Source organism: Hymenobacter seoulensis (assembly GCF_054780535.1).
The window spans coordinates 1,015,517-1,037,998 of record NZ_BAAGWD010000001.1 but is presented as its reverse complement, the minus strand read 5'-3'; the positions used below and the strand labels follow the sequence as shown (position 1 = coordinate 1,037,998).

Annotated in this window: 17 protein-coding genes and 1 tRNA gene; 9 read left to right on the top strand and 9 right to left on the bottom strand. The window is 53.2% G+C overall.

The window, feature by feature from the left end:
- Positions 1-91: 91 nt before the first annotated feature.
- The 6 genes from ACYVHC_RS04460 to ACYVHC_RS04435 all read right to left on the bottom strand — a co-directional run bounded on the left by ACYVHC_RS04460 (position 92) and on the right by ACYVHC_RS04435 (position 7,347).
- Complete coding sequence (locus ACYVHC_RS04460; RefSeq protein ID WP_460612462.1) at positions 92-3,169, bottom strand: cyclic nucleotide-binding domain-containing protein; 3,078 nt, start codon at positions 3,167-3,169, stop codon at positions 92-94.
- 64 nt (positions 3,170-3,233) lie between these two features.
- Positions 3,234-4,163: a YitT family protein gene (locus ACYVHC_RS04455; protein WP_460612461.1), complete on the bottom strand. Its 930-nt coding sequence runs from the start codon at positions 4,161-4,163 to the stop codon at positions 3,234-3,236.
- Between the two features lie 463 nt (positions 4,164-4,626).
- On the bottom strand, positions 4,627-5,640 hold the full coding sequence (locus tag ACYVHC_RS04450; protein WP_460612460.1) for a sensor histidine kinase: 1,014 nt from the start codon (positions 5,638-5,640) through the stop codon (positions 4,627-4,629).
- 88 nt (positions 5,641-5,728) lie between these two features.
- The gene (locus ACYVHC_RS04445; RefSeq protein WP_460612459.1) at positions 5,729-6,520 is read right to left on the bottom strand and encodes a hypothetical protein; all 792 of its coding nucleotides are present in this window, start codon (positions 6,518-6,520) and stop codon (positions 5,729-5,731) included.
- Positions 6,521-6,552: 32 nt separating this feature from the next.
- Complete coding sequence (locus ACYVHC_RS04440; RefSeq protein ID WP_460612458.1) at positions 6,553-7,014, bottom strand: hypothetical protein; 462 nt, start codon at positions 7,012-7,014, stop codon at positions 6,553-6,555.
- A gap of 261 nt (positions 7,015-7,275) precedes the next feature.
- A tRNA-Arg gene (locus tag ACYVHC_RS04435) sits at positions 7,276-7,347 on the bottom strand.
- Between the two features lie 149 nt (positions 7,348-7,496).
- Between ACYVHC_RS04435 and ACYVHC_RS04430 the strand changes: the two genes are divergently transcribed.
- The gene (locus tag ACYVHC_RS04430; protein ID WP_460612457.1) at positions 7,497-7,988 is read left to right on the top strand and encodes an OsmC family protein; all 492 of its coding nucleotides are present in this window, start codon (positions 7,497-7,499) and stop codon (positions 7,986-7,988) included.
- A gap of 125 nt (positions 7,989-8,113) precedes the next feature.
- Here the strand turns inward: ACYVHC_RS04430 and sucC are convergent, their stop codons facing one another.
- Together sucC and ACYVHC_RS04420 are read right to left on the bottom strand one after the other, a co-directional pair.
- On the bottom strand, positions 8,114-9,319 hold the full coding sequence (gene sucC / locus ACYVHC_RS04425; protein ID WP_460612456.1) for a succinate--CoA ligase subunit beta: 1,206 nt from the start codon (positions 9,317-9,319) through the stop codon (positions 8,114-8,116).
- A gap of 221 nt (positions 9,320-9,540) precedes the next feature.
- A complete protein-coding gene (locus ACYVHC_RS04420) occupies positions 9,541-10,650 on the bottom strand; it encodes a glycoside hydrolase family 113 (RefSeq protein ID WP_460612455.1) in 1,110 nt (369 codons plus the stop codon).
- A 180-nt stretch (positions 10,651-10,830) separates the two neighbouring features.
- Here ACYVHC_RS04420 and ACYVHC_RS04415 point away from each other — a divergent pair, with 180 nt between their 5' ends.
- The 8 genes from ACYVHC_RS04415 (at position 10,831) to ACYVHC_RS04380 (ending at position 21,969) form a co-directional block, all read left to right on the top strand.
- Positions 10,831-11,487, top strand: a complete 657-nt coding sequence (locus ACYVHC_RS04415; protein WP_460612454.1) for an ABC transporter ATP-binding protein — start codon at positions 10,831-10,833, stop codon at positions 11,485-11,487.
- Between the two features lie 392 nt (positions 11,488-11,879).
- A complete protein-coding gene (locus tag ACYVHC_RS04410; RefSeq protein ID WP_460612453.1) occupies positions 11,880-12,674 on the top strand; it encodes a hypothetical protein in 795 nt (264 codons plus the stop codon).
- Positions 12,675-12,767: 93 nt separating this feature from the next.
- Positions 12,768-14,687 (top strand): RecQ family ATP-dependent DNA helicase, encoded by a 1,920-nt coding sequence (locus ACYVHC_RS04405; protein WP_460612452.1) that lies wholly within the window; start codon positions 12,768-12,770, stop codon positions 14,685-14,687.
- A 39-nt stretch (positions 14,688-14,726) separates the two neighbouring features.
- Entirely contained in the window at positions 14,727-15,557 is an 831-nt protein-coding gene (gene murI / locus ACYVHC_RS04400; protein WP_460612451.1) for a glutamate racemase, read from the top strand.
- A 114-nt stretch (positions 15,558-15,671) separates the two neighbouring features.
- Complete coding sequence (locus ACYVHC_RS04395; protein WP_460612450.1) at positions 15,672-16,364, top strand: hypothetical protein; 693 nt, start codon at positions 15,672-15,674, stop codon at positions 16,362-16,364.
- 129 nt (positions 16,365-16,493) lie between these two features.
- Positions 16,494-17,678: a glutathionylspermidine synthase family protein gene (locus tag ACYVHC_RS04390; RefSeq protein ID WP_460612449.1), complete on the top strand. Its 1,185-nt coding sequence runs from the start codon at positions 16,494-16,496 to the stop codon at positions 17,676-17,678.
- 565 nt (positions 17,679-18,243) lie between these two features.
- Positions 18,244-21,399 carry a T9SS type A sorting domain-containing protein gene (locus tag ACYVHC_RS04385; RefSeq protein WP_460612448.1) on the top strand — a complete coding sequence of 1,052 codons (3,156 nt, stop codon included), beginning with the start codon at positions 18,244-18,246 and terminating at the stop codon, positions 21,397-21,399.
- A gap of 300 nt (positions 21,400-21,699) precedes the next feature.
- The gene (locus tag ACYVHC_RS04380) at positions 21,700-21,969 is read left to right on the top strand and encodes a hypothetical protein (protein ID WP_460612447.1); all 270 of its coding nucleotides are present in this window, start codon (positions 21,700-21,702) and stop codon (positions 21,967-21,969) included.
- 118 nt (positions 21,970-22,087) lie between these two features.
- On the opposite strand, the gene ACYVHC_RS04375 is transcribed toward ACYVHC_RS04380, so the two are convergent.
- On the bottom strand, positions 22,088-22,414 hold the full coding sequence (locus ACYVHC_RS04375; RefSeq protein ID WP_460612446.1) for a HesB/IscA family protein: 327 nt from the start codon (positions 22,412-22,414) through the stop codon (positions 22,088-22,090).
- Between the last annotated feature and the right edge of the window lie 68 nt (positions 22,415-22,482).

The following is a 22,482-nucleotide window of genomic DNA, read 5'->3' as shown; positions in this document are numbered from 1 at the left end:
TTGGGCTAGTAAGTTGCCCAAGTAAATAGAACGGTCCTGCGGAGCAGGACCGTTAGTGAACGCGAAGAACCTTTGTGGCTTGCTGTGCACCCTAGGCCGGGTGCGGCTGCGAAAGGTTCTTGATCTTTTCGTTCTGCAGCCGTAGCCGCTGGCACAGCACCCGCAGAATGTTGTGTAGCACCTCGTCGCAATCTTCCATCACATCATAGAAGTCTTCCTGATCCAGGCGCAGGGTTATCACCTCGCTCTGGGCCGTAGCCGTAGCGGAACGGGGCTCGGTATCCAGCAGCGCCAGCTCCCCAAAAAAGTCGCCTTGGTGGAAAGTTGCTAGGTGCTGTTCCTCATTAAAGATGCCGACTTCGCCATCATAGATAATGAACAGGGAAGTGCCCAGGTCGCCTTTGGCAAAGATCTGTTGGCCCTCGTGAAACGGTACTTCCTTCATGATGGGCACAATGTTGCTGAGCACGTTCTCGGAAGTTTCAGCAAACAAGGTGGTGTGTTTCAACAGCAAAAGCCGGTCGATGGTGGGCACGCGTGGCGGGGCAAGCGGCAGTTTCGGCGGCGCATCGGCAGGCGGATATAGGGTAGTCCAGTGCTCGTGCACGGCCGGGTAGCGGGCGGGCAGCAGCTGCAGCACATCTTCGGCGCTTTCGCGCACGAGCGGGTTCGGGGCCTTCAGGTACTCGTGCAGTTGCGCCACGGTGGCAGGAGTAGGCTGCCACTGGCGCAAGGCCACACTGATGGTCCAGGGCGAGAATACCTCCTGCCCCCGTTCCAGAATAACATTGATGATAGGTTCCGGCGAAAGCGGACCTAGTAACCCATCCAGCGCCTGCACTTTTTTCGTGAGCCGTCCGACATCAACCAAGGCCTGTAAGCCGTGGTACAGGGGCCGCGGCAGCAGGTTTTCCAGCGCCTCCAGCGGGTTGCTGTGCCGCTCCTGAATAGCCCGGGCCAGGCCGCGCTTGGCTTCCAGAATGGGTTGCCGGTCGTAGAGTTGCAGCAGCAGGCTGAAGAGCCGTTGCTCCACTTTAGTCAGCTCGTATTTCAGGCAGCTACGCAGCTCAATGTTCGCGCCCAACATACCGTGCAGTAGCTGCTGGGCCAAGCGCATTTCCTTTTGCATCAGGTGCTGAAACAACGGCGCATCGGCCTGCACCGGCTCCACGCCAGACAAGGCATGTAAGGCCGCGGCCCGCCGCGTCAGATGGGCCTGCTGCGCCAGCGTAAGTAGCACGTGGCGACTGCCAGGAGTGCCCAAGCGGGCGCAAATACCGGCCAGCCGCCGCAGTAGGGGGTAGTCGGTTTCGCGGTGCAGCATAGACTCCAGCGTGGGCAGAGCTGCTGGGCCCATTTGCACCAGCGTAGTAGCGGCCAGTTTCCGCATGGTTTTCTCCTGGAGCAGCGCCGTGAGCAGGTGCACAACCTCTGCCGATGGAGCCCGCGTGGCTGCCTGACTGGCCGCCTGCATCAGCGCGTGGTCGGTGCTGCGCAGGCAGGAGTTCAGGAGCGCTGCCTGCTGGGCTGGCTCCAGAAACTGGATGAGTAGCAAGGCTGCCTGCCGGGCTTCGGGTGCATCGGAGACTACCAACTGCTGCAGGCTGTCGAGGGCCGGCGCATAGGTAGGCTCCAGAGTTAGGCGGTTCCAGATGGCCTGCTGCCGCACCTTCAGATCAGGATGGATCAGGTCGGCATCTGACAAGGGTTGCAGGTCGGTCATTTCTGGGTCCGGAGCGGTGGCCTCGGGGCTTGACGCCACGGTGTGCAGGCTGGCCTCATGGTGGTCCAGCGCTTCCCGCACCCGAATCAGGTCAGTAGTAAACCACACTGAAAGCGCTGCCCTATTGGGGGCCGGCTGGGGTAGCTCAGAGGGAAAGCGGCGGGCCAGAATAGCTTTAAGCTCGGTAAGGTAATACTGGTAGGTGCGGCGCAGCAGCAGCACGGCACCCAGCAGCATGGCGCCCATCCAGAGGAACGGCCCCCATTGCTGCAGTATCGGGGAGCCGCGCATAATCATCAGTAACAAACCGGTCAGGCCAAGGCCCAGGGGCTCGAAAAAGCTTTTAACCAGTGTGTGCGCCTGCAGCCGCTGTGCCGGCGGCAAAGGCTGCAGCAACACCAGAAACACCGGCGAAAACACGGCGCGCCGAAGCACTTCTAGCCCCAGATACAACCCACAGAAATACACTAGATAGCCACCAGGGCCGAAGTGAGCCGCCTGTATGCCACCAACCAGCAATAGCCCGCCCAGCGTGGCCAGCGGCAGCAGCAGCAAGGTGCGGTGCAAGCCCATCTTATCGAGGCCGTGGCGGGTGAGCAGCAGCTTCCCGAGCAGGGCTAGCCCGTAAGTGAGGGCTAGTACCGTGCCCAGGTAGCGTACTAGGGTAGTCTGCGCCGCAAACTGCTGCCGGGCAGACACCAGGAAAAAGTACTCAATGCCCGTAGCTACGGCCGCTACCGCCAGCATGCTCAGTCCCATGGTGATTACCATAGGGTTGCTACCTAGTAATTGCTGCCAGAACGAAACCCGAGGCTTGCCCAGCTTGGGTACGGGGTGCTTGGCTGCAGCTGCTGTGTGCGACTGAAGCGTGAGGTACTGGGTAAACAATGCGGCCAGATATGCCCCGAACGCCAGCAAGACTAACGAGGGTAAATCAACTTGGTTATGAATGAAAACCGCCAGTAAGGCCCCCAAGGCTTTGGCCGGAATATCGCCGGCGCTGATGGGGCTGAACAGTCGGCGCCCTTGCCGCACGTTAAACACCACCGCCGACACGCCCCAGAATTCCAGCGTCGTGAGCAGGTAAATCAGGTGATAAAGCGTCATCAGGGCAATGGCCACGCCCACGGTGGGGCCAGCCAGCAGCAATATGGCCAGCAGCCCGGCAAAGCCCGCCGCTACCAGCAAGGTTCTAGTAACCAGCTTTTTCAGGGCCAGTTTGCGCTCAAAGTAACTATATACCTGTCCGCCGGCCAGCGAGGCCAGCGCGCTCAGGGTATAGGCAAGTGGTAGATTGCGGGCGGGGTCGTGGTCGAGCAGAATAACCGTGACGGCCACATACAGGAAAATGGTGCCAATGCCCAGCAGGAAATTGTGCAGGAAAAACAGCCACACGGTTTTTGCCTCGCGTGAACGGACACCCAGAATGCGCTGCCAGTTTTCCATCAGAAATCAGATTGAGGAGGTGGCCAAAACCCATGCAGCGCATCGGTTTTGGACAGGAAGGAGGCTAGTGCAGGGGCCTTTTCTTTACCAATCCACCTCGGGTGTCACTCACGCTCTGCATCACAATAAAAGCGTGTGGATCTATCTTACGAACCTCATCGGTAATGGCCAGCACTTCCAGCCGCGTCACTACCGTGTAAATGGTTTCCATACGCATGTGCTGGTGCCCATGCGAGCCAAAGCCACGCGTGCATTCATACACGGTGGCGCCGCGCCGTAGCTTATCGGTAATAAGTTGCCGGATGGCCTCGCTGTGCGCTGAAATAATGGTCAGGCTGGTGTATTCCTCAATGCCCGATACCACGAAATCAACGGTTTTAGCGGCCGATAGATACACTAAAATTGAGTACAGCGCCGTCTCGACGGACAACAGCCAGGCGGCCACCCCAAAGATAAGGATGTTGATAACCAGGATGATGTCGCCGATGGAGCCGGGCAGCTTCCGGCTGATATACACGGCTAGTATCTCGGTGCCATCTAGCACGGCTCCGCCCCGCATGGCCAGCCCAATGCCGGCCCCCAGGAAAAATCCGCCAAACACGGCAATCAACAGCTTATCCTGCGTGAGCGAAGGAAACGACAACACCAGCAGTGCTAGTGCCAGCAACAGAATAGTAGCCAGCGTACGGAAGGCAAAGTTTCGCCCAATCTGGAAGTAGCCCAGGATAATGAACGGCAGGTTAATCAGAACGATAAGAATAGAGAGCGAGAAGCCCGTAACGTGGCTGACCAGCATGGAAATGCCAGTTACGCCACCATCAATAAAGCCATTGGGAAGCAGGAAGCCCTTGAGCCCCAGCGCCGCCGAAAAAATGCCGGCCAGTAGTAGGCCCCCGTTCACCACAAACTGCCGCGCCCACCGAAACGACATGCGGTAGAATAGGCGGTGGTCGGCGGCCTCGGCCGGCAGCGGCACCCCCATGGGCGGACTCACTACGCGCCGAGGAAACCTTCGGCTTCGTAGCCGCGGCGGAATTAGTTGCTCAATAAGCATCGTACTCAGCCTGAAATAGGTGTGTAACCGCCCAGGGTAGGGGACTCAGGAAGCTAAAGTTCTTTGGGTAAAGCTGCTAGCCCCCAGCCGTGGCGTAACCCACAGCCCTAAGCACAAGCAGTAAACTCACTTAAAACTCCGCGCTAATCAGTTCAGCCGCTTTTCACTTTCGTGTGCGCGCTACCTCCGGTGGAAGGGTGCCACCAGCTTCTATTCTGGGCAAAACCACTCACTAACTCAACACGAAAGCCAGTACTGGCCACGCCCAGGGTTCCTGCTTGCTTCCAAGCTTTATTCGCCGTAAAGTAAAAATATAAATAAAATTCATCATATAATAGTATTGTTGGGCTTTTATTTAAACAAGTATTTACAGCCAGCTTACTGCTCAGATAGGGGGTAGTACTTACCGGGGCAGACTAATGCAGAACTCCGTGCATTGGCCGTCGGGTGAGCTGACCGTAAGCGTGCCGCCATGACCCTTGGTGATGATGTCATAGCTAAGCGAGAGACCCAGGCCAGTGCCCTCGCCGGTGGGTTTGGTGGTGAAGAAGGGCTGAAATATCTTCTGTCGGATATCGGCAGATATTCCGGTGCCATTATCGCGCACCTCAATCACTACTTTTTCAGGAAAGGCATGGGTATTGACTTCGACTTCGGGCTGGTAGCCAGGCTCTGCCTGCTTTTGTCGCTGCCGCACGGCGTAAAAGGCATTGGTAAATAGATTCAGCAGCACCCGGCCCACTTCCTGGGGTACTACTTCTACTAGGCCCAACTCGGCATCAAAGTGGGTAGTGAGGGTGCAATTAAAGGCTTTGTCCTTGGCCCGGATGCTCTGGAAAGCCAGGCGCAAATATTCTTCTGCTAGCAGGTTAAGGTCGGTGAGAGCCCGCTCGCCGCTGCTGCTGCGCGAGTGCTCCAGCATGCCGCGCACAATGGCAGCGGCCCGCTGGCCATGCTGCGTGATTTTTAGCAGGTTCTGTTTCAGATCATCGACCAACTCCGTTTCAGTTTCAGAGCGTACGACAGACTTGTGCTGCTCTTCTTCCAACTCTGTAATCAGCTCACTAGACACCTCCGCGAAGTTATTGACAAAGTTGAGCGGATTCTGAATTTCGTGGGCAATGCCGGCTGTAAGCTCGCCCAGGCTCGCCATTTTCTCGCGCTGTACCAGCTGGGTTTGGGTGTTGCGCAGCTCCAGTAGCGCCTGCTCTAGGCTGTTGCGCTGGGCTACTACCTCCGCCGTGCGCGCCGAGACCTGCTGCTCTAGTAGCTCGTTCTGATGGGCCAGTAGCTGCTGCTTTTCCTTTTCCTGCAATAGCCGCCGCCGATGCTCCCGCACCAATACCCCCACCATCCCCAGCGCCAGCAGCAGCAGGATCGGGCCGATGAGTAGCAGAGGTAGTAAGGAATCGGGCATAGCAGCCACTCTTCAAGTTGGGCAACACTTTCAACCGCTTCATGACCTAGGACAACCGGCCACGGAGGGAACTAGGGCACTATCAGCTTCAGGCCGCTGACTTGCGCCGGCGCGAAAACATCAAAATGGAAATCGGGCGGCCCAGCAGCTTGTATGGGCGCCGGTGCCAGTTGCTGTAATGCAGCCAAGCCGGTAGGGCCCGCCGTGGCTGCACGCTCAACGGAAAAAAATGAAACATCCAGGCCAGCAAGCCCATTTGCACGGCCATCAGGAGCGTGTCGGGGCTGCTGATAAGCGTATCCAGACGCATAACAGTTTCCCGGTCATAACCTGAGTTGTACACGATGTTGAGGGCCACGTAACTGACAATAGAGCTGGAGCAGTACACCAGTGTAGCCACGCACAGAAAGAAATCGGGCTGGGCTTCCAGCTCCTGCGTAGCCGCGTTGCGCGTGAGGTCCACTACGTGCAGAATGGCCAGAATAATCAGGAACGCACAGCCAAATGCCTGCGAATAAGAATTCACGTCCTTGAACAACCCATTGAGAGCTACTGCATCAAGCACTGCCACCAGCGCGAAAAGCCAGATGCCGGCCGGTACCAGTTGCCGAAACCGCTGGGGTTCCAGCCGCAGGTAGGTACGCGCGAGTAGCACCACCATCACCACCGCGCTCAGGTGATAGAGATACACATTGTTGCGGAACACGATGCGGCTAAACGTATCCAGAAAATAGAAACTCGTTTTGATTGCCACGAAGTAATACACTGGCCGGAACGCATACGGAATCTGATGCCGGCGCACCCAAGCACAGGCAAATGGTACCAGAGGCGCAGCCTCCAGTGCCCGGTTAAGCGCGTGCAGGGCTGCTGAGGTATCCATTCACGGTAGGTACTGAGAAAGTAGTCAGGCCGCTACTTAAGTATGCTTTTGTAGTCGCAATTTTGGGGGCATTTCTCAACCGGATACGCCAGGAATTTGGTTTCAACCAGCGTTTCGGCTCCTACTGGCTGAAACGTGTCATCTCCGTTTTTATCCACCCCCACAATCACCAGCCGTTCAGTCCCCGAGCTGTCGATGGCCGGATAAATCCGAATGCCTTCCGTGTTATTCAGGATATCTTTGAGAGTCGATTTATCTACGTAATGCGAGCGGGTAAATACCTCGGCGTCTGGGTTTTTTAGTCGGTACCGCGACGTCCATTTTACTAGCGAGTCAATCCGTTGTGTCTCGGTTTTCTTTACCTTCTTGCTTTTTTTGAGCTTATGCTCCGGAGCCGCACCTGCTAAGAAGGTACTTGATTGCCACCCGATAATACCACTCAGGATAATCAGCAACAGCAGATAAACCCAGGCAAAGGAGAACAGCTTTTTCATTGCAGTAAGAGAACACAAGGACAAGAACGGTTTCCGGCAGGCAACAGGCTAGGACACAGAGAGAAAGCCAGCAACCGTGAGAATACTATAATAGTAATAAAATAACTTTAAATAGTAGTAAGTTAATTTTCAAACTAGGCTAAAAGCTACTGTTGAGGCTGATATTTCAGGGTTACTTGAAAAGTGAGCTAGCGAATAGATAAAAATCAGGAAGGCATAGAAACAAAAAGCCATTACCTGCACAGGTAATGGCTTTGAATGTGGTCGCGCTAGGAATCGAACCTAGATCTAGAGCTTCGGAGGCTCCCATACTATCCGTTGTACTACGCAACCCGGGATTGGGTGGCAAAACTAGAGAGAAAATGCGGCGCTGCCAAACCGTATACTGCATTTTCAGCAAAATCCTACACTGCCGAAGAGTAACCTTCGGCACGTCAGTACAGTTAACTAGCACTACCAACACACACTGAATCTATTCTTATATGGCAAGCACTGAAAAAAAGACCCTGTACACAGCCGATGCAACGGCAATTGGCGGCCGCAGCGGCCATGTCCGCTCCGCTACTGGCATTATTGATCTGGATATGTCGGTGCCAGAAGGCTTGGGTGGCAAAAAGGGTGCTACTAACCCTGAGGAGCTATTTGCGGCAGGCTACTCTTCCTGTTTTCAGCAGGCACTATTGGTGATTGCCCAACGCGCCGGTGATAAACTTGACCCGCAAACAGAAGTTAAATGCTCGGTGTCGTTGTTTCAGGAAGGGGAAGGCTACGGCCTGAGTGCCATACTGGACGTGGACCTGAAATCGTTTGACCACGACAAAACGGTGGAGATGGTTCGCCAGGCGCACAAAATTTGCCCGTACTCTGTAGGTACCCGCGGCAACATGGAAGTGGAATTGCGCGTGCAGGGTGAGCCTCTGCCGGTACAGGCCGAAGAAAATGCCGGCGTTGCTGAAAAAGGCGGCGTGCATTAAAGAAGGCTACGGCCTTATATAGAGGTCGCTACCCCGTTTCACACGGCAAAGCGATAAGGCAAGAAAAAAGCCCATCCGGTAACACCGGATGGGCTTTTTTACTAGGTAGTGAAGTTGCTTAAAGCCTAGGCAAGGCCTTGCTCAGCCAACACTTCTTTTACTTTCTGCGCAGCATCTTTCAGCAATACGGCAGAGTATACTTTCAGGCCGCTCTCATCAATGATGCGGGCGCCTTCCTCGGCGTTAGTGCCTTGCAGACGTACGATAATAGGTACTTTGATGTCGCCGATGTTCTTGTAGGCTTCTACTACCCCGTTAGCAACCCGGTCGCAGCGTACGATGCCACCGAAGATGTTGATGAGGATGGCTTTCACGTTCGGATCCTTCAGGATGATGCGGAAACCAGCTTCTACGGTCTGGGCATTGGCTCCACCCCCTACGTCGAGGAAGTTAGCAGGCTCGCCACCCGAAAGCTTGATAATGTCCATGGTTGCCATAGCCAGACCAGCACCGTTCACCATGCAGCCCACGTTGCCGTCAAGCTTCACATAGTTCAGGTTAGAGGCCGAGGCTTCTACCTCCAAGGGATCTTCCTCGTTGGTGTCGCGCAGCTCTACGAAGTCTTTGTGACGGTAGAGGGCGTTTTCGTCGAGGGTTACTTTGGCGTCAACGGCCAGAATCTTGTCGTCCGAAGTCTTCAACACAGGGTTGATTTCGAACATAGCCGAGTCGGTTTCATCGTAGGCTTTGTACAGCGCCATTACGAATTTCACCATCTCTTTTTGCGCTGCGCCGGTCAGGCCCAGGTTGAACGCAATTTTAGCGGCCTGGAAGGGACGCAGACCCACGCGGGGGTCTACATGCTCGCGGTGGATTTTCTCGGGATGCGCTTCTGCCACCTCCTCGATATCCATGCCGCCCTCGGTGGTGTAAATAATAACGTTCTGGCCCGTGGTACGGTCCAGCAGCACGCTCATGTAGAATTCCTTGGTTTCCGACTCGCCAGGGTAGTACACGTCCTGGGCAATCAGCACTTTATGTACTTTGCGGCCTTCGGCGCCGGTTTGCTTGGTAACGAGCTGCATGCCAATGATCTGGCCAGCAATTTCCTTCACCTGCTCCAGGTTTTTAGCGAGTTTCACCCCGCCCCCTTTGCCGCGTCCGCCAGCGTGAATTTGGGCTTTGATAACGTACCAGCTGGTGCCGGTCTGTTCGGTTAGCTTCTTGGCAGCTTCTACGGCTTCCTCAGCCGTATCGGCCACGATGCCTTCCTGCACGCGTACGCCGTAGCGCTTCAGAATGTCTTTGCCCTGATACTCGTGAATGTTCATAGAGGTCAGTTAAGAGGGGGTTTCGGGGTGGTTTACTAGGCGCGAAAGTAGGCAGAAATGAGTTGTGAGTTGCCAGGTACCTAGTAGCAGTTGGTAGTTTTTGCCTTTTCAAGCCGAAAACCACGCTCAGAACCGGGATATGAGTTGCCCACTGCCGGTTGCGCATGAGCAGTTGAGATGTTCTCGCGACACGCAACCGGCTCCTTATAAACGGCAACGGATTACTTGCTGTACCATTCAGTGAGTATCTGCTCGGCAGGCTTGTGCTGGGGCGTAAAATCAAGGTGGCGGCGGGCGGAGCCATCGGGTTGCAGACCTGGATACCATTTCCAGATAAACAGGCCGCCAAACCAAGGCTGGTGCCAGAAGGTCTCGAACATCGCCGCGTAGCAGGCAGCTTGGGTGGCTTCGTCGGGGGAAGTTAGCACGGCCATCCGGTCGGGCCAGGCCCAGGGTTCAATAGCCGCGTCGGGGGTAGTCTTGTATCCAATTTCGGTGAAGACTATCGGCTTTCGAAAACGCTTCTGGATGGCTTTTATGCGGCGCAGTGGTGCTTGCCAAGCGGTAAGCAGGGCTTCTTTACTAGGTCGTGTAGTGGTGCTAAGTGGGAAATACCCTTGAATGCCAATAAAGTCGAGCGCATCCCAAAACTTTACCTGCTCGAACTCTGCGTTCCAATTGGCGGCGTAGGTAAGCTGCCCGTGATATACACTCCGAATCTTGTTGATCAGGGCCCGCCACTCTTTTTCATGCGCTACGCTGTGTTGTAGCTCCGTGCCAATGCACAAGGCTTCCATCTGGTGTTGCTCGGCTAGTTCGGCGTAGTGCAGAATAAATACAGAGTAGCTGGCAAACCACTGCTGCCAATCGGCCTCCGAGGTCATCTTGATGTCGCCGGGCCAGGAGCCGCTACCGCCGCGCAGCCAGATGTGCGGCTTGAGCAGCGTCCGGATACCGCGTTGGCGGGCCCGCTGGCTGGTCATGATCAGGCCTTGGTCACTTTCCCCCCAATAGCCCCGGTTGCCGGTGCCGGTGTGCATCCGAATTTCTGGCGTGGCGGCCCCTGCTTGCCAGCCAAAGGGCGTTTGGGCTATCCAGGTGGCGTGGGCACGCACCAATGGCTCAAGGTCAAGCGCGGAAACTGAGTCGCCGGCCACCCAGCTTACCCCGCGCATGAGGTTGGGGTTGGCCGCAGGGCTAGCAACTGCGCTATACGCTTGGGAAGGGGGTAGCGGCTGCGGCCGTTGCCACCACAGTACAGCTGCCGCGCCAGCTAGGAACAGCAAAACCCAAGGCAACCAGTGGCGCACAGAGAGTTTGAAAAGGGGCATAGGTAGCAGCATACAGCCAGTAAAGTAGGGCTAGTTTAAGGAAAGCAACTGACAAACTGTGGCGGCTAACTGCGTGCTTGGCGGCGCAGGTTGACAGTTTCCGAAGGTGGGCACTACCGCAACCCGCTACATTCCGTAGATTTGTTGCCGTACCTTCGGCTCACTTTACTTAGTCCCGTTTTGCTGCAAGCCATCAACGTCCGTAAAAGCTACAACACGCTGGAAGTTCTCAAGGGCATTGATCTCACGATTGAGAAATCGGAAATCGTGTCCATCGTTGGTTCTTCAGGAGCCGGCAAAAGCACGCTGCTGCACATTTTGGGCACTCTTGATAACCCCGACTCAGGCGAAGTGCTGTTCGATGGGGAATCGGTGAGTTCTTTGGGCCGCTCTGATCTGGCACGCTTCCGGAACCGGCACATTGGCTTCATCTTTCAGTTTCATAACCTGCTCCCTGAGTTTACGGCCCTGGAAAATGTGTGCTTGCCAGCCTACTTGGCGGGGCGCTCAGAAAAGGAAACCCGCGTACGAGCCCGCGAATTACTTGGGATGCTGAACCTAGAGCGCCGCGCTGACCATAAGCCTTCTGAAATGAGCGGTGGCGAACAGCAGCGGACCGCTGTAGCGCGCGCCCTCATTAACTCGCCCGAAATCATTTTTGCCGACGAGCCCAGTGGTAACCTCGACTCGCAGAATGCCCAGGAACTGCACCAGATCTTCTTTCTGCTGCGCAAAGAGCTAGGCCAGACGTTCGTGATTGTGACCCACAACGACCAGCTAGCCGAAATGGCCGACCGCAAGATCACCATGAAGGATGGCGTTATTTGGGAGGGTTAACAGCCCAGGAACTTTCTTTATTTACTATTGATTTTCAGGGGAGTAGCTTAGTGTTGTGCTAGGCTACTCCTCTTTTTTGAACTAGGCCATGCGTCCGCTGTTGCCCCGGACCGTGAGGAGAAGCCTGCTGTTGCGTGACCGGAGCGCGGCGGCAGGCTAGCGTTTTACTAGGCATAAGAAGCGGCCAAAGCACCGAGGAAAGGATAGAGAGGAGTAGGCAAAGACTAAAAAAATCAGATAGCTAAACCGGTTAGAAATATTATTTGTAACTTATTGATAATCAGTAAGAAAAAATACATATAAAAACGCCGCTTTTTGCACCTTTTCGCGGGCCTGTTGGTTATATTCACGTAACACAATACGGTACTACAGGACATAAAAGGAAAGACGCCATGAGCGAAGCAACTAAGAACATCAAAGAGCCGGTTCGTAAGACTAAAGTGGAGAGCTTTGACATCTCGCGCTCCGACGAGACGCTGCACTTGGCGACGGACCTTGCTAAATTCATCAAGGACAACAAGCTCAGCACTACGGTGCAGGGTAAGGAGTTTGTGAACGTGGAAGGCTGGCAGTATGCCGGTTCGCGTCTGGGCATTGTGCCCATCGTGGACCACGTTATCAACGTCTCTACTGAGCAGGAAATTAAATATCAGGCCAAGGTGACGCTGTTCGACATGAAGTCGGGCCACACCGTGGGGGCGGGCTTTGCTATCTGCTCGAATAAAGAGCAGGGCAAGAAGTTCTACCAGGAGTTTGCCATCATGAGCATGGCTCAGACCCGAGCCATCGGCAAAGCTTACCGTAACATTCTGGCCTGGATTATTCGGGCGGCTGGTTATGAGCCTACCCCGGCTGAGGAAATGGAGTATGGCGGTAACACGCCCACTGTTCAGCCTGCCATGGTAGTAACGCCTGCTCCGGTAGCAGTTGTTGATGCTCCCGCTGCTATGAAGGCAGTACCTGCTGAGGCAGCCGTAGTAGCTGAGTCGCCGGCGCCTACGTATGCTTCGGCTGCACAGAAGGAAGAAATTATTCGTCTGCTGAATCATCCGGTGATTACTCGCCCTGAAAAGACCAAGATGCTGTTGAACATCAATCGTCTGGACGAGGAGCGTGCCACGCAAGCTATTGCCAAGCTGAAGAAGGCTATTGACGACCGTGAGAATGGTCAGTCGGCTGCTGCGTAAGCTGCGCACTATATATCGTTTCGAAAGCCCGACTTCTTCTGGAGTTGGGCTTTTTTGTGGACTGAGGCCTAGTACAGCGTTACCTTTGCCACCATGCTTCACCCTACCGATGATATTCTGCACGTGCTGCGCCAAACGTGGGGGCATACCCAGTTTCGGCCTTTGCAGGAAGATATTATCCGGTCGGTACTGGCGGGCCAAGATACTCTGGCACTGCTTCCTACGGGTGGGGGTAAAAGCATCTGTTTTCAAGTGCCCGCGCTGGCCCGCAACGGGTTGTGCTTGGTTGTTTCGCCGCTGATTGCGTTGATGAAGGACCAGGTGGAAAACCTACGGCAGCGCGGCATTAAAGCAGAAGCGGTGTACGCAGGCATGAGCCATCAGGAAATCGACCAGACTCTGGACAACTGCGTGTATGGTCCGGTGAAGTTCCTGTATGTGTCGCCAGAGCGTCTTCTGACAGATATGTTCCGGGCCCGGGTGAGTAAGATGAAAGTGAGCTTGCTTGCCATTGATGAGGCCCACTGTCTTTCCCAATGGGGCTATGATTTTCGGCCGCCATATCTGCGTATTCAGGAGCTGCGCGAGCTGCTTCCCGGAGTGCCTTGTATTGCCCTTACGGCCACAGCTACCGAGCAGGTGCGCGCCGATATTGTGGAGAAGCTAAAATTTGGGGCGAGCCACCGCGTATTTCAACAGAGCTTCGCGCGGCCTAACCTGTCGTACTCAGTGCTCAGTACCGAAGACAAGCTTAAGCGCCTCTTTGAAGTGATAAAGGGGGTAGGGGCCGAGAAAACCAGCATTGTGTATGCCCGCACCCGCCGCCAAACGGAGGAAGCCGCCACCTACCTGCGCCAGCAAGGAGTGGCCGCGGCACCTTATCACGCGGGCCTCCCTAGTGAGCAGCGCACCCGCACCCAACAAGACTGGATGCAGAACAAGACTAGGTGCATGGTGGCTACCAACGCCTTCGGGATGGGAATTGATAAGCCCGATGTACGCCTCGTAGTGCACTTGGAAGCCCCCGACACCCTAGAGGCATATTACCAGGAAGCCGGCCGCGCCGGCCGCGACGAGAAGTATGCCTTTGCTGTGCTGTTGCAAGGGCCCAATGATGCCGCAGAACTGCGCCGCCGCACGCAGCAGGCCTATCCGCCCCTCGATACTGTGCGCCGCGTGTACCAGGCCTTGGCCAACTTTTCGCGCACGGCAGTAGGAGGGGGCGAGCTGGTTGCCTTCGACTTTGATATGCAGCAGTTTGCTGAAACCTACCGCATCAAGGCCCTGGACGCGCATAATAGTTTGCGCACCTTGGGCCGCGAAGGATTCGTGCAACTGAATGAGGCCGTGAACAATCCGGCCCGCGTGCATATTCCCATCGACCACAATGACTTGTACCGCTTCCAGGTTTCCAACGTCCAGCATGATCAGCTGATCAAGAGCCTGCTGCGTTTTAATGGGGGCGAGCTGTTTGCCGGGTTTCAGCGGATTTCCGAGAACAGCCTAGCCCAGTACTTGCGCCTAAGTGTGGTAGATGTCCGCAAAATGCTGGTGTTTCTGCATCGTTCGGGTATCATTCAGTACCAGCCCAAGCATGAGTCGCCGCAGGCCTTGTTTACCACTCCTCGCTTCGATGCCGACAAGCTACCGCTGGATCAGAAGCGCCTTACTCAAGCTCGCGAACTAGCCCTACACAAGTCCGAGTCGGTAGTTCGGTATGCGGCTGGAGGGCGCTGTCGGCAGCAGTTGTTGCTGGAGTACTTCGGGGAGCTTAATGCCAGAGCCTGCCACGTCTGTGATTTCTGCCTGGCCAAAAAGAAGGCTAAACAGGCTGCTGCGCCACCGCAAGAGCTCCGTGAACAGTTGCTGCAGCTGGTGAAAGCCGCGCCGAAAACGCCGCGGGAAGTTCTCGCGCATTTTTCTCCGGCCCAGGCTACCATCGTTACCGAGCTACTGCGCAACCTAGTGGAGCTAGGAGAGCTGCACTATGCGCCCGACGGGAGGTTGGGGTAAGTACCATGCCTAGTGAACACCTCGTACATTTGAGCCGCAATGGCATCTTCTCTTCTTGATCTTACTACGCGTCCTATCGGTATTTTCGATAGCGGCATTGGAGGCCTTACCGTAGCGAGGGCCGTGAACCGCGTGCTGCCGCATGAACGGCTTGTGTACTTCGGCGACACCGCTCACCTGCCCTACGGTGATAAAAGCACGGCCGCTATTCAGGCATACTCAGTTAAAATCTGTGATCTGCTGCTCAAGCAGCAGTGTAAGGTTATTCTGATTGCCTGTAATTCAGCCTCGGCAGCGGCGTATGAACTGGTGCGCGAATACGTGGGGTCCAAAGCCCGTGTCCTGAATGTGATTGACCCTATTGTGGCCTATATCGGCAAGCAATATGCGGGCCGCACCGTGGGCCTGATTGGAACCAAGCAAACAGTAAACAGCAACGTATACCGCAAGAAGATTGACGATTTGGACGCCGGTGTGCAGCTGTGCAGCCTAGCCACCCCGCTACTAGCCCCCATGATTGAGGAAGGCTTCTTCGATAACTCCATTGCCGGCAATATCATTGAGGCCTACTTGTCCAATCCGGCGCTTCAGGATATCGAAGCGCTGGTACTGGCCTGTACGCACTACCCCCTCATTAAGCAGCAAATAGCCGCGTTTTACCAGGGCCGCACGGAAGTGCTGGATGCTTCGGATGTAGTAGCGGCTCACGTGAAGGAGTATCTGACCTCAACCAAGCTAGCAGCCAAGCCCAGCGGCAGCACCCCGGTACATCATTTTTACGTATCGGATTTCACTCGGTCCTTCGAGGAAAGTACCCGTATTTTCTTCGGGCAGGAAGTAAATTTGGAGCATTACCCTTTATGGGAGTAGTGCCACCTCTTTAATTCCGAATCAAGCCCAAAACATACTGGAACAGGCTGAACCGTCGTTAGCGTGTGCCTGTTCTATTCTTCGAGCCCCTTCCTCTTTCCTTCTATTTCTGCTATGAACAAGCCTTACTACCAACTCAGCGACTGGCGCCGTAACGTGCTGCTTGTGGCGGCAGCTACCAGTCTGGGACTGATGCTACCGGCCTGCTCCGGCAATTCATCGGAAGCCGACCGCACCGCTGCCGAAGGCGACTGGGGTAGTGGCGATTCGTATTCAGAAGGCGTTATCACGGAAATGACCGAGGTGAAGCCCGGCGAGTGGAAAATCACGGCAGAGCGGCCAGCTGGCAAGGAAGAAGTAGCGGCTATCATGCATCATTTCGATGGCAAAGTAGACACACTCCAGGGCCAAGCGCTGCAAAAGCAAATGCAGGACTACTCCCGCGTAAACCCAGAAAACCGCGCGGGCGGCACCGGCATGATGGACATCCTGATGTGGGGTGGCATTGGGTATATGGCCGGGCGCTTCCTTACGCCTAACGTGGGGGCATATGCCAACCCCGGAATTATTCAGCAGAACAACGGCTGGCGCGGGCGCGTTGCCAACGAGCGGGACCGGGGAAGAGGATTTTTCGGCCGTGGTTTCACTGGAAGCCGTAACTCAGCGGCTTCAACCGGAATCCGGCCTAGCACAACCGTTACGCGCAGCACGGGCTATGGCCGCAGCAACGTAAGAAGCACCGCGCCTAGTTCGGGCCGCAGCTCTGGTTTTGGTAGCCGCGGATATGGCGGTGGGTTTGGAGGCTAGCACTACCTAGTAAAAGCCCTGTTGCATCCGCGCTGTTTTCCGTATTACTAGGTGGCTTATGACTTGTAAGTGCCTAGTAGTTATTCGTGTGAAAATCACAAGCGTATTCCTTCTGATACTTTTCTTATTGTGGCTTTACCTATTAAACTTTTGCCGCTTTCCGGCGATGTTGCTCCCGCAGTGCGGGCTCTTGGTTGGGATTGGGCGGTAGAAGAAGCCTGTGCAAACTACGTAGCTCGCGAGGCAGTACAATTGCCGGAGGCTGAGGCCGATGCCTTGCTGCAAGCGGCGGATACTTTGTATGAAATGCTGGTAAACAGCATCCCAGATCCTATTCCTGATTCTTTGCTTCAGGAGCTAGCCATCCCGCAGCTATTATGGGAAGCCGTGCGCCACTCCTGGAACGATGACCGTCATTGGCATTTGTACGGCCGTTTCGACCTAGCGCAAACCCCCGAAGGGCCCAAGCTTATTGAGTTCAACGCCGATACGGCCACCTGCATTCCGGAAACGGCCGTAATGCAGTGGGCCAGCCTGGTAGCAGCCGGTTTGTCGGATGATGACCGCCAGGCCAATGGCCTTTTTGAAGGTCTACAAGAACAGCTAGGGCGCTGGCTGGAGTTAAACGACGACCTAGAGCCTACTTTATTGCTAGTGCATTTGCCCGACAGTGCCGAAGACGCTACCAACTGCGCCGTACTAGCCGAGGCAGCTCTAGGAGCCGGCTTCACCGATGTACACATATGCCCGGTTGATGCCATGCAGGTGGCTACAGTAGGGGAGGAGCGGGGTGTATGGGCCGAAGTAGTACCTGAACAGTGGCAGCGGTTTGGCTTTCTGTTCAAGCTAGTGCCGTGGGAGGTTCTAGCCGATGAAGAGCCGGAACTGACTAGCTCGTTAGTGAGCTTACTACAAAGCCGTGACGTGGTGATTGCTAATCCAGCCTACACGTTACTCTTTCAAAGCAAAGCAATTCTGACCTGGCTGTGGCTATGTTATCCGCATCACCCATTATTGCTTGAGGCATCTCGCTCAGAGCTTTCAGGGCATCAGGTTCGCAAGCCAGTGTTAGGCCGCGAAGGCCAGGATGTAACCGAGTTGAAAGGCACTAGAGCAGCACCCGCAGTACCCGGCGAGTACGCTTTGCAGCCAATGGTCTATCAGCGTTTCGCGGAGCTACCCCAAGATGCTAGTGGGCGGCAGTACCAAGCGGGTGTATTTTGGTGCGGTGAGGGTGCTGCCCTTGGGTTTCGCCGTGAGCAGGGAATAATTACTAATCTATCTGAATTCGTGCCCCACATAATTCAGCAGTAGGTTAGACAATTAATTTCCTAAATATAAAATATCACCAGACAAATATAGTTAAATATTAATAGTAGTGTAAATGCTGCTTCTTATTGATAGTAGTAAAGTGCTGATAATAAGGGTGCTGACATAATATGTGCAAAGTTGAATGTTAATGAAGAAAATTAGGACTATGAATATATAATTATATAATAATAAGTCTTTTACGAAAAAAGATAAAGCACTTAATCTCGAAAAGTGCAACTTTGTATTACGGACTTTGCTTTGGTAACTCCGGAATTCGTACCAATCAAAAAAAACAGCAGCTACAAATCGTTCAGGAAAAAAGAGGGAGTAGTTGGTTAGGAGCGCAATATATTATACGATCTAGCTTGCCCCTAAACTTAAGCTTGGCATGACTTATGTTAAAAGCTCCCAAATTTAATCCATTACGTTTTGTATAAAAAGTACTCTTGTATATAAGAAAAATTATAGTCTGAAAAGTAAGGCTTACGTATAGGTACCGGTACTGCTGATCAGGCTATAACATTTAAAAAGACTTCATTCCGCACACTTCTTCTTTCCATAATAGCATATGAAAAACAAATACTTGCCTAGCCATGGGCGTGGCCAGTTGAGTCGTCAATGGCTCTTTGCGTTGGTTGCCCTTTTACTGTTGCCTTTCTTTGGTAATGCACAAACGCTAACTGTTACTTCATCTGATCCAGGTAACCCGCAACGGTTTGGTGATATTGCTGTTGGTACTACCTCAGCAGCTAAATCTTACCGTGTAGAAGCTAGCAACCTGACTCGTGATGTTACTGTTGCAATCCCGAACGGTTTTCAAGGAAGCCTTAATTCTACTGACTACAGTGCTGATGGAGTTGATTTAACTATCTCAAGAAACGGTAACAGTGTTTCAACTACTATTTACGTGCGTTTTGCTCCAACCCAGCAACGTTCATATGACGAGGATTTGACCTTCACTTCAAGAGGTGCTACTACTGCGGAATTTGTCTTGTTAGGTACCGGCATTGCAGGAAATCCAACGATTGAGGTTAGTCCTATCGCGCTTGGTTTTCAGTCGCAGGTTATCAACACAAGTTCAGCTCCGCAAAGTGTAGTAGTAACAGGAAGCTCACTTACTAATCCCATTGTAGTAACTGCTCCAGCAGGTTTCTTGGTTAGCTATAATGGCAGCACTCCAAGTTCTACTGTTTCTCTGCCAGTTACTGGTGGAACGGTAAACGTTACTTTCCGCCCGACAGTAGTGAAGGCGTACATTGCTAATATTACGTTTAGCAGTGAGGGAGAGAGTGGTGCACCAGCTGCTGAAACTAAAAATGTTCAGGTCTCTGGTGAAGGGCTTGCAGTTCCTGCTTCTGTAACTGTTAGTGGGTATAACAGCCCCCTGTCTTTTCTAGATACGCAGGAAGGCACAGCTTCAGCCTCGCAGACGTTTACTGTTAATGCTAGCGGATTAGGCAATACTCCGCTTACGGTTACTGCTCCTACAAACTTTCAGGTTCGTATTGGAACTAATCCCTTTAGCTCAACTGCGACGATTGTGCCCGTTAATGGCTCAGTTACGAACGTTGTAGTGGATGTTCGCTTTACGCCTAGCTCTACTGGTAACAAGACAGATAACGTAACTATTACTTCGCCTAACTCTCCAACCCGGACCGTAGCAGTTGAGGGAAGAGGTACAAGTGCTCCAAATGGCGCTAACATCAATGTAACCCCAACAACTCTTGCCTTTGGTAATGTAACTCAGAGTGGTTCTTCAACTATTCTCCAATTAACAGTTAGCGGTACCAACCTAGGCTCAAACCCAATCACACTGACGCCTTCAGTATCTAATATTCAGATTCGGAATGCATCAGCTGGTAATACTGCTTTTTCAAGCGAACCGCTTGTGATTCCATCAGTAAGCGGAACTGTTACTCCGGTTACTATTGAAGTGAAATTGGTTGCTTCTATTACTAGTGGCGCGTTCATCCAGAACATCGTGGTTTCTAGCCCACAGGCTGCTAGTGCTGTACAGGTTACTGTAACTGCCAATTCAAATGGTAACGTATCCGATATTTCGATTACGAATCCAGCGAACAACACGTTCACGTTTGCCACTCGCCCAACAACTGTTTCAAAGTCGCAGTCGTTTTTAGTATCAGGAACCAACCTGTTGCAAGATTTGACTATTGCGCCAGTTGAAGGAACAAGCACTACTTACTTCCAGGTTTCGAAGGATAATGTGAACTTCTCTTCGTCGGTTACATTCCAGCGTGATGGAAACAACAACGTTATCCAGGCTCCGGTATATGTGCGTTTCGTGCCTGGCAATGATGCCATCACGATTAATGCCCTGATAAGAGCTACTAGTGCTCCGGCTCCTCAGCGTGACGTTTCTGTAACTGGTATCAGCCAGCCTACCGTTCGTTTGCTCCAGCCAATCGGCTATTTTGGAGATGATATTGTAAAAAACACCACTTCGGCCACGAAAAAGGTGCGGTTGGAATCGTTCCTGCTAACAGGACCGTTAAACCTGAATTTCCCAGCTGACTTAGAGGATCCAGGACGTAACAGCGCTGGTACTCCTCAGTATGAGTTCTCGACCGATGGTGGCTTGACGTATGTAAAGGCTGACACGTTACTAAACAACAACGACGGTAATCGTATCCTAGACCTGCTTGTGCGCTATGCACCTACTCGTGTTGGTGCATCTACGCAGTCTTTGACGTTCCAGAATGCTGCTATCAGCAACGGTGCACCAACTGTGCTTACGAGCGGTAACGGAACAGCTAACGGCTTTGCAATTGCAGAAGTGCCAGGTGCTCAGTCAACGGCTAGCATCGTGCGTGGAGCAAATTCCACCACGGCTGTAATCACTTTCAACCTGTCCAACCCTCCAGCCGGCCAGAGCTACGGGCAGAACCGACTGATTATCGCTTCTTCTAAGTATAGCCAGTTGCCTACTTCACTGTTCCCGCAGTTGAAGCAGAATTTCACTCCTGGTACTACTGTTAATGGTAACTACCAGTTTGGTTCAGGCTCTGTTATCGAGGCTGGTAATACCTACGTAGTGTTCAGTGGTGCTACCTCATCCTTCACGGTTGGTAACCTAGATCCTGCTACTAAGTATTATTTCTATGCTTTCGAGTTCAATGATGATGGCTTGCTGAATGCCGAGAACTACAAGGTTCCGAACAACCAGCCTCAAATACCTCTGCCCGTTACGTTGGTGTCCTTTGATGCTAAAGTGCGTGGTAAGCAGGTAGCACTTACTTGGGTAACAGCTACTGAACTCAACAACAAAGGGTTTGAAGTACAGCGCAGCCAGGATGGTAAGTCATTTGAAACCATTCTGACGCGTGCTGGCAAAGGCAACACCGCAACTGGTTCTACTTACGCTGGTGTTGATGAAAAGCCTCTGGCTGGACTTTCTTACTACCGCTTAAAGCAAACTGACTTGGATGGTACCATCAACTTCAGTGCGCCAGTTGTAGTAACGTTCCTCAGCTCGGGTGAAATCTCTATGTATCCGAACCCAGTTACTGACGTTCTGAATATTGAGGTTCCTGGTTCTGCTGCAGGCTTGCGAGCAACCATCACTGATATCAGCGGCCGCGTAATTCGCTCGCAGGTATTGGGTGCTGATGGCAAGCTTCAGATGAGCGACTTGCAATCGGGTACTTACCTAGTAACCGTTGGCGAAGGCACTACTAAAGTAACCCGCCGGATTGTTAGAAAGTAGCACTTCACTTGACCTACTAGCCCATTAAGAACAAAAAAGCCACTCCCAAATTTGGGAGTGGCTTTTTTGTTCTTAACACTGAGTTGCATTGCATGAGGTACTAAATACTAAGGAAAGAAGCCCAAGTTTTGTAGCCAGCTTCTCTGAAAAAGAACGCTCAATTCACACATTAGCACCCATGTTACCGCCACTCTTGCTGTAAGAGTATGCTTAGGTAAAGCTTTTTCTACTCGATTATTCAGCCGATTTTCTCTTAAAAGAGTATAAGTCCCATTGTTACCATTCTCCTAAGAAACTCCTATGAAAACCTCCTTCAAAACCCTCGCTATTCTGGCAGCTTTCACTGCCTTCGCTACTACCTCTTGTTCCGAAAAAACGCAGGACAACGCGGAAGCAACTGCTGAAAGTGCTGCCAATGATGTAGGCAACGCTACCGATGAGGCTGCCAACGCTACCAGCAACGCTGCCAATAATGTGGAGGCTGATATGGCTCCTGAAGCCGGTGATACTGCCGTAGTTCAGAATAAGGAAGCTGATAAACTAGTAGAAGAGGTGCCTAAGAAGCAATAAACACTGCCAACAACATCGCCTAACTACCCAAAAGCACAAGGGCTGTCGGATACAATCCGGCAGCCCTTGTGCTTTATCTACCCCACTTACTAGGGGCAGTGCTTATTCAAACTGTTGTCTATACTGAGAAGCTCTCGCCACAACCACAGGTGCGGGAGGCATTGGGGTTGTCGAAGTAGAAGCCTTTGCCATTCAAGCCATCGGAGAAGTCAAGCTCAGTGCCGGCCAGGTAAAGGAAGCTCTTCATGTCAACTACTACGCGCACACCTTTGTCTTCGAACTCCTGATCCATAGGTTTCACCTCATTGTCGAAGTCGAGCTTGTAGCTTAGGCCCGAACATCCGCCGCCAGCCACAGAAGCACGCAGACGGTAAGTCGCATCCAACTCTGCATCGCGCATCAGATGCTCGATTTTTGCTTTGGCTTTATCAGAAACGGTAATCATGAGAAATAGGCTTGAGGTTGAGTGCCAGCAACATCCAATACTAAGCTGCTAGCAAGTAATACAACACG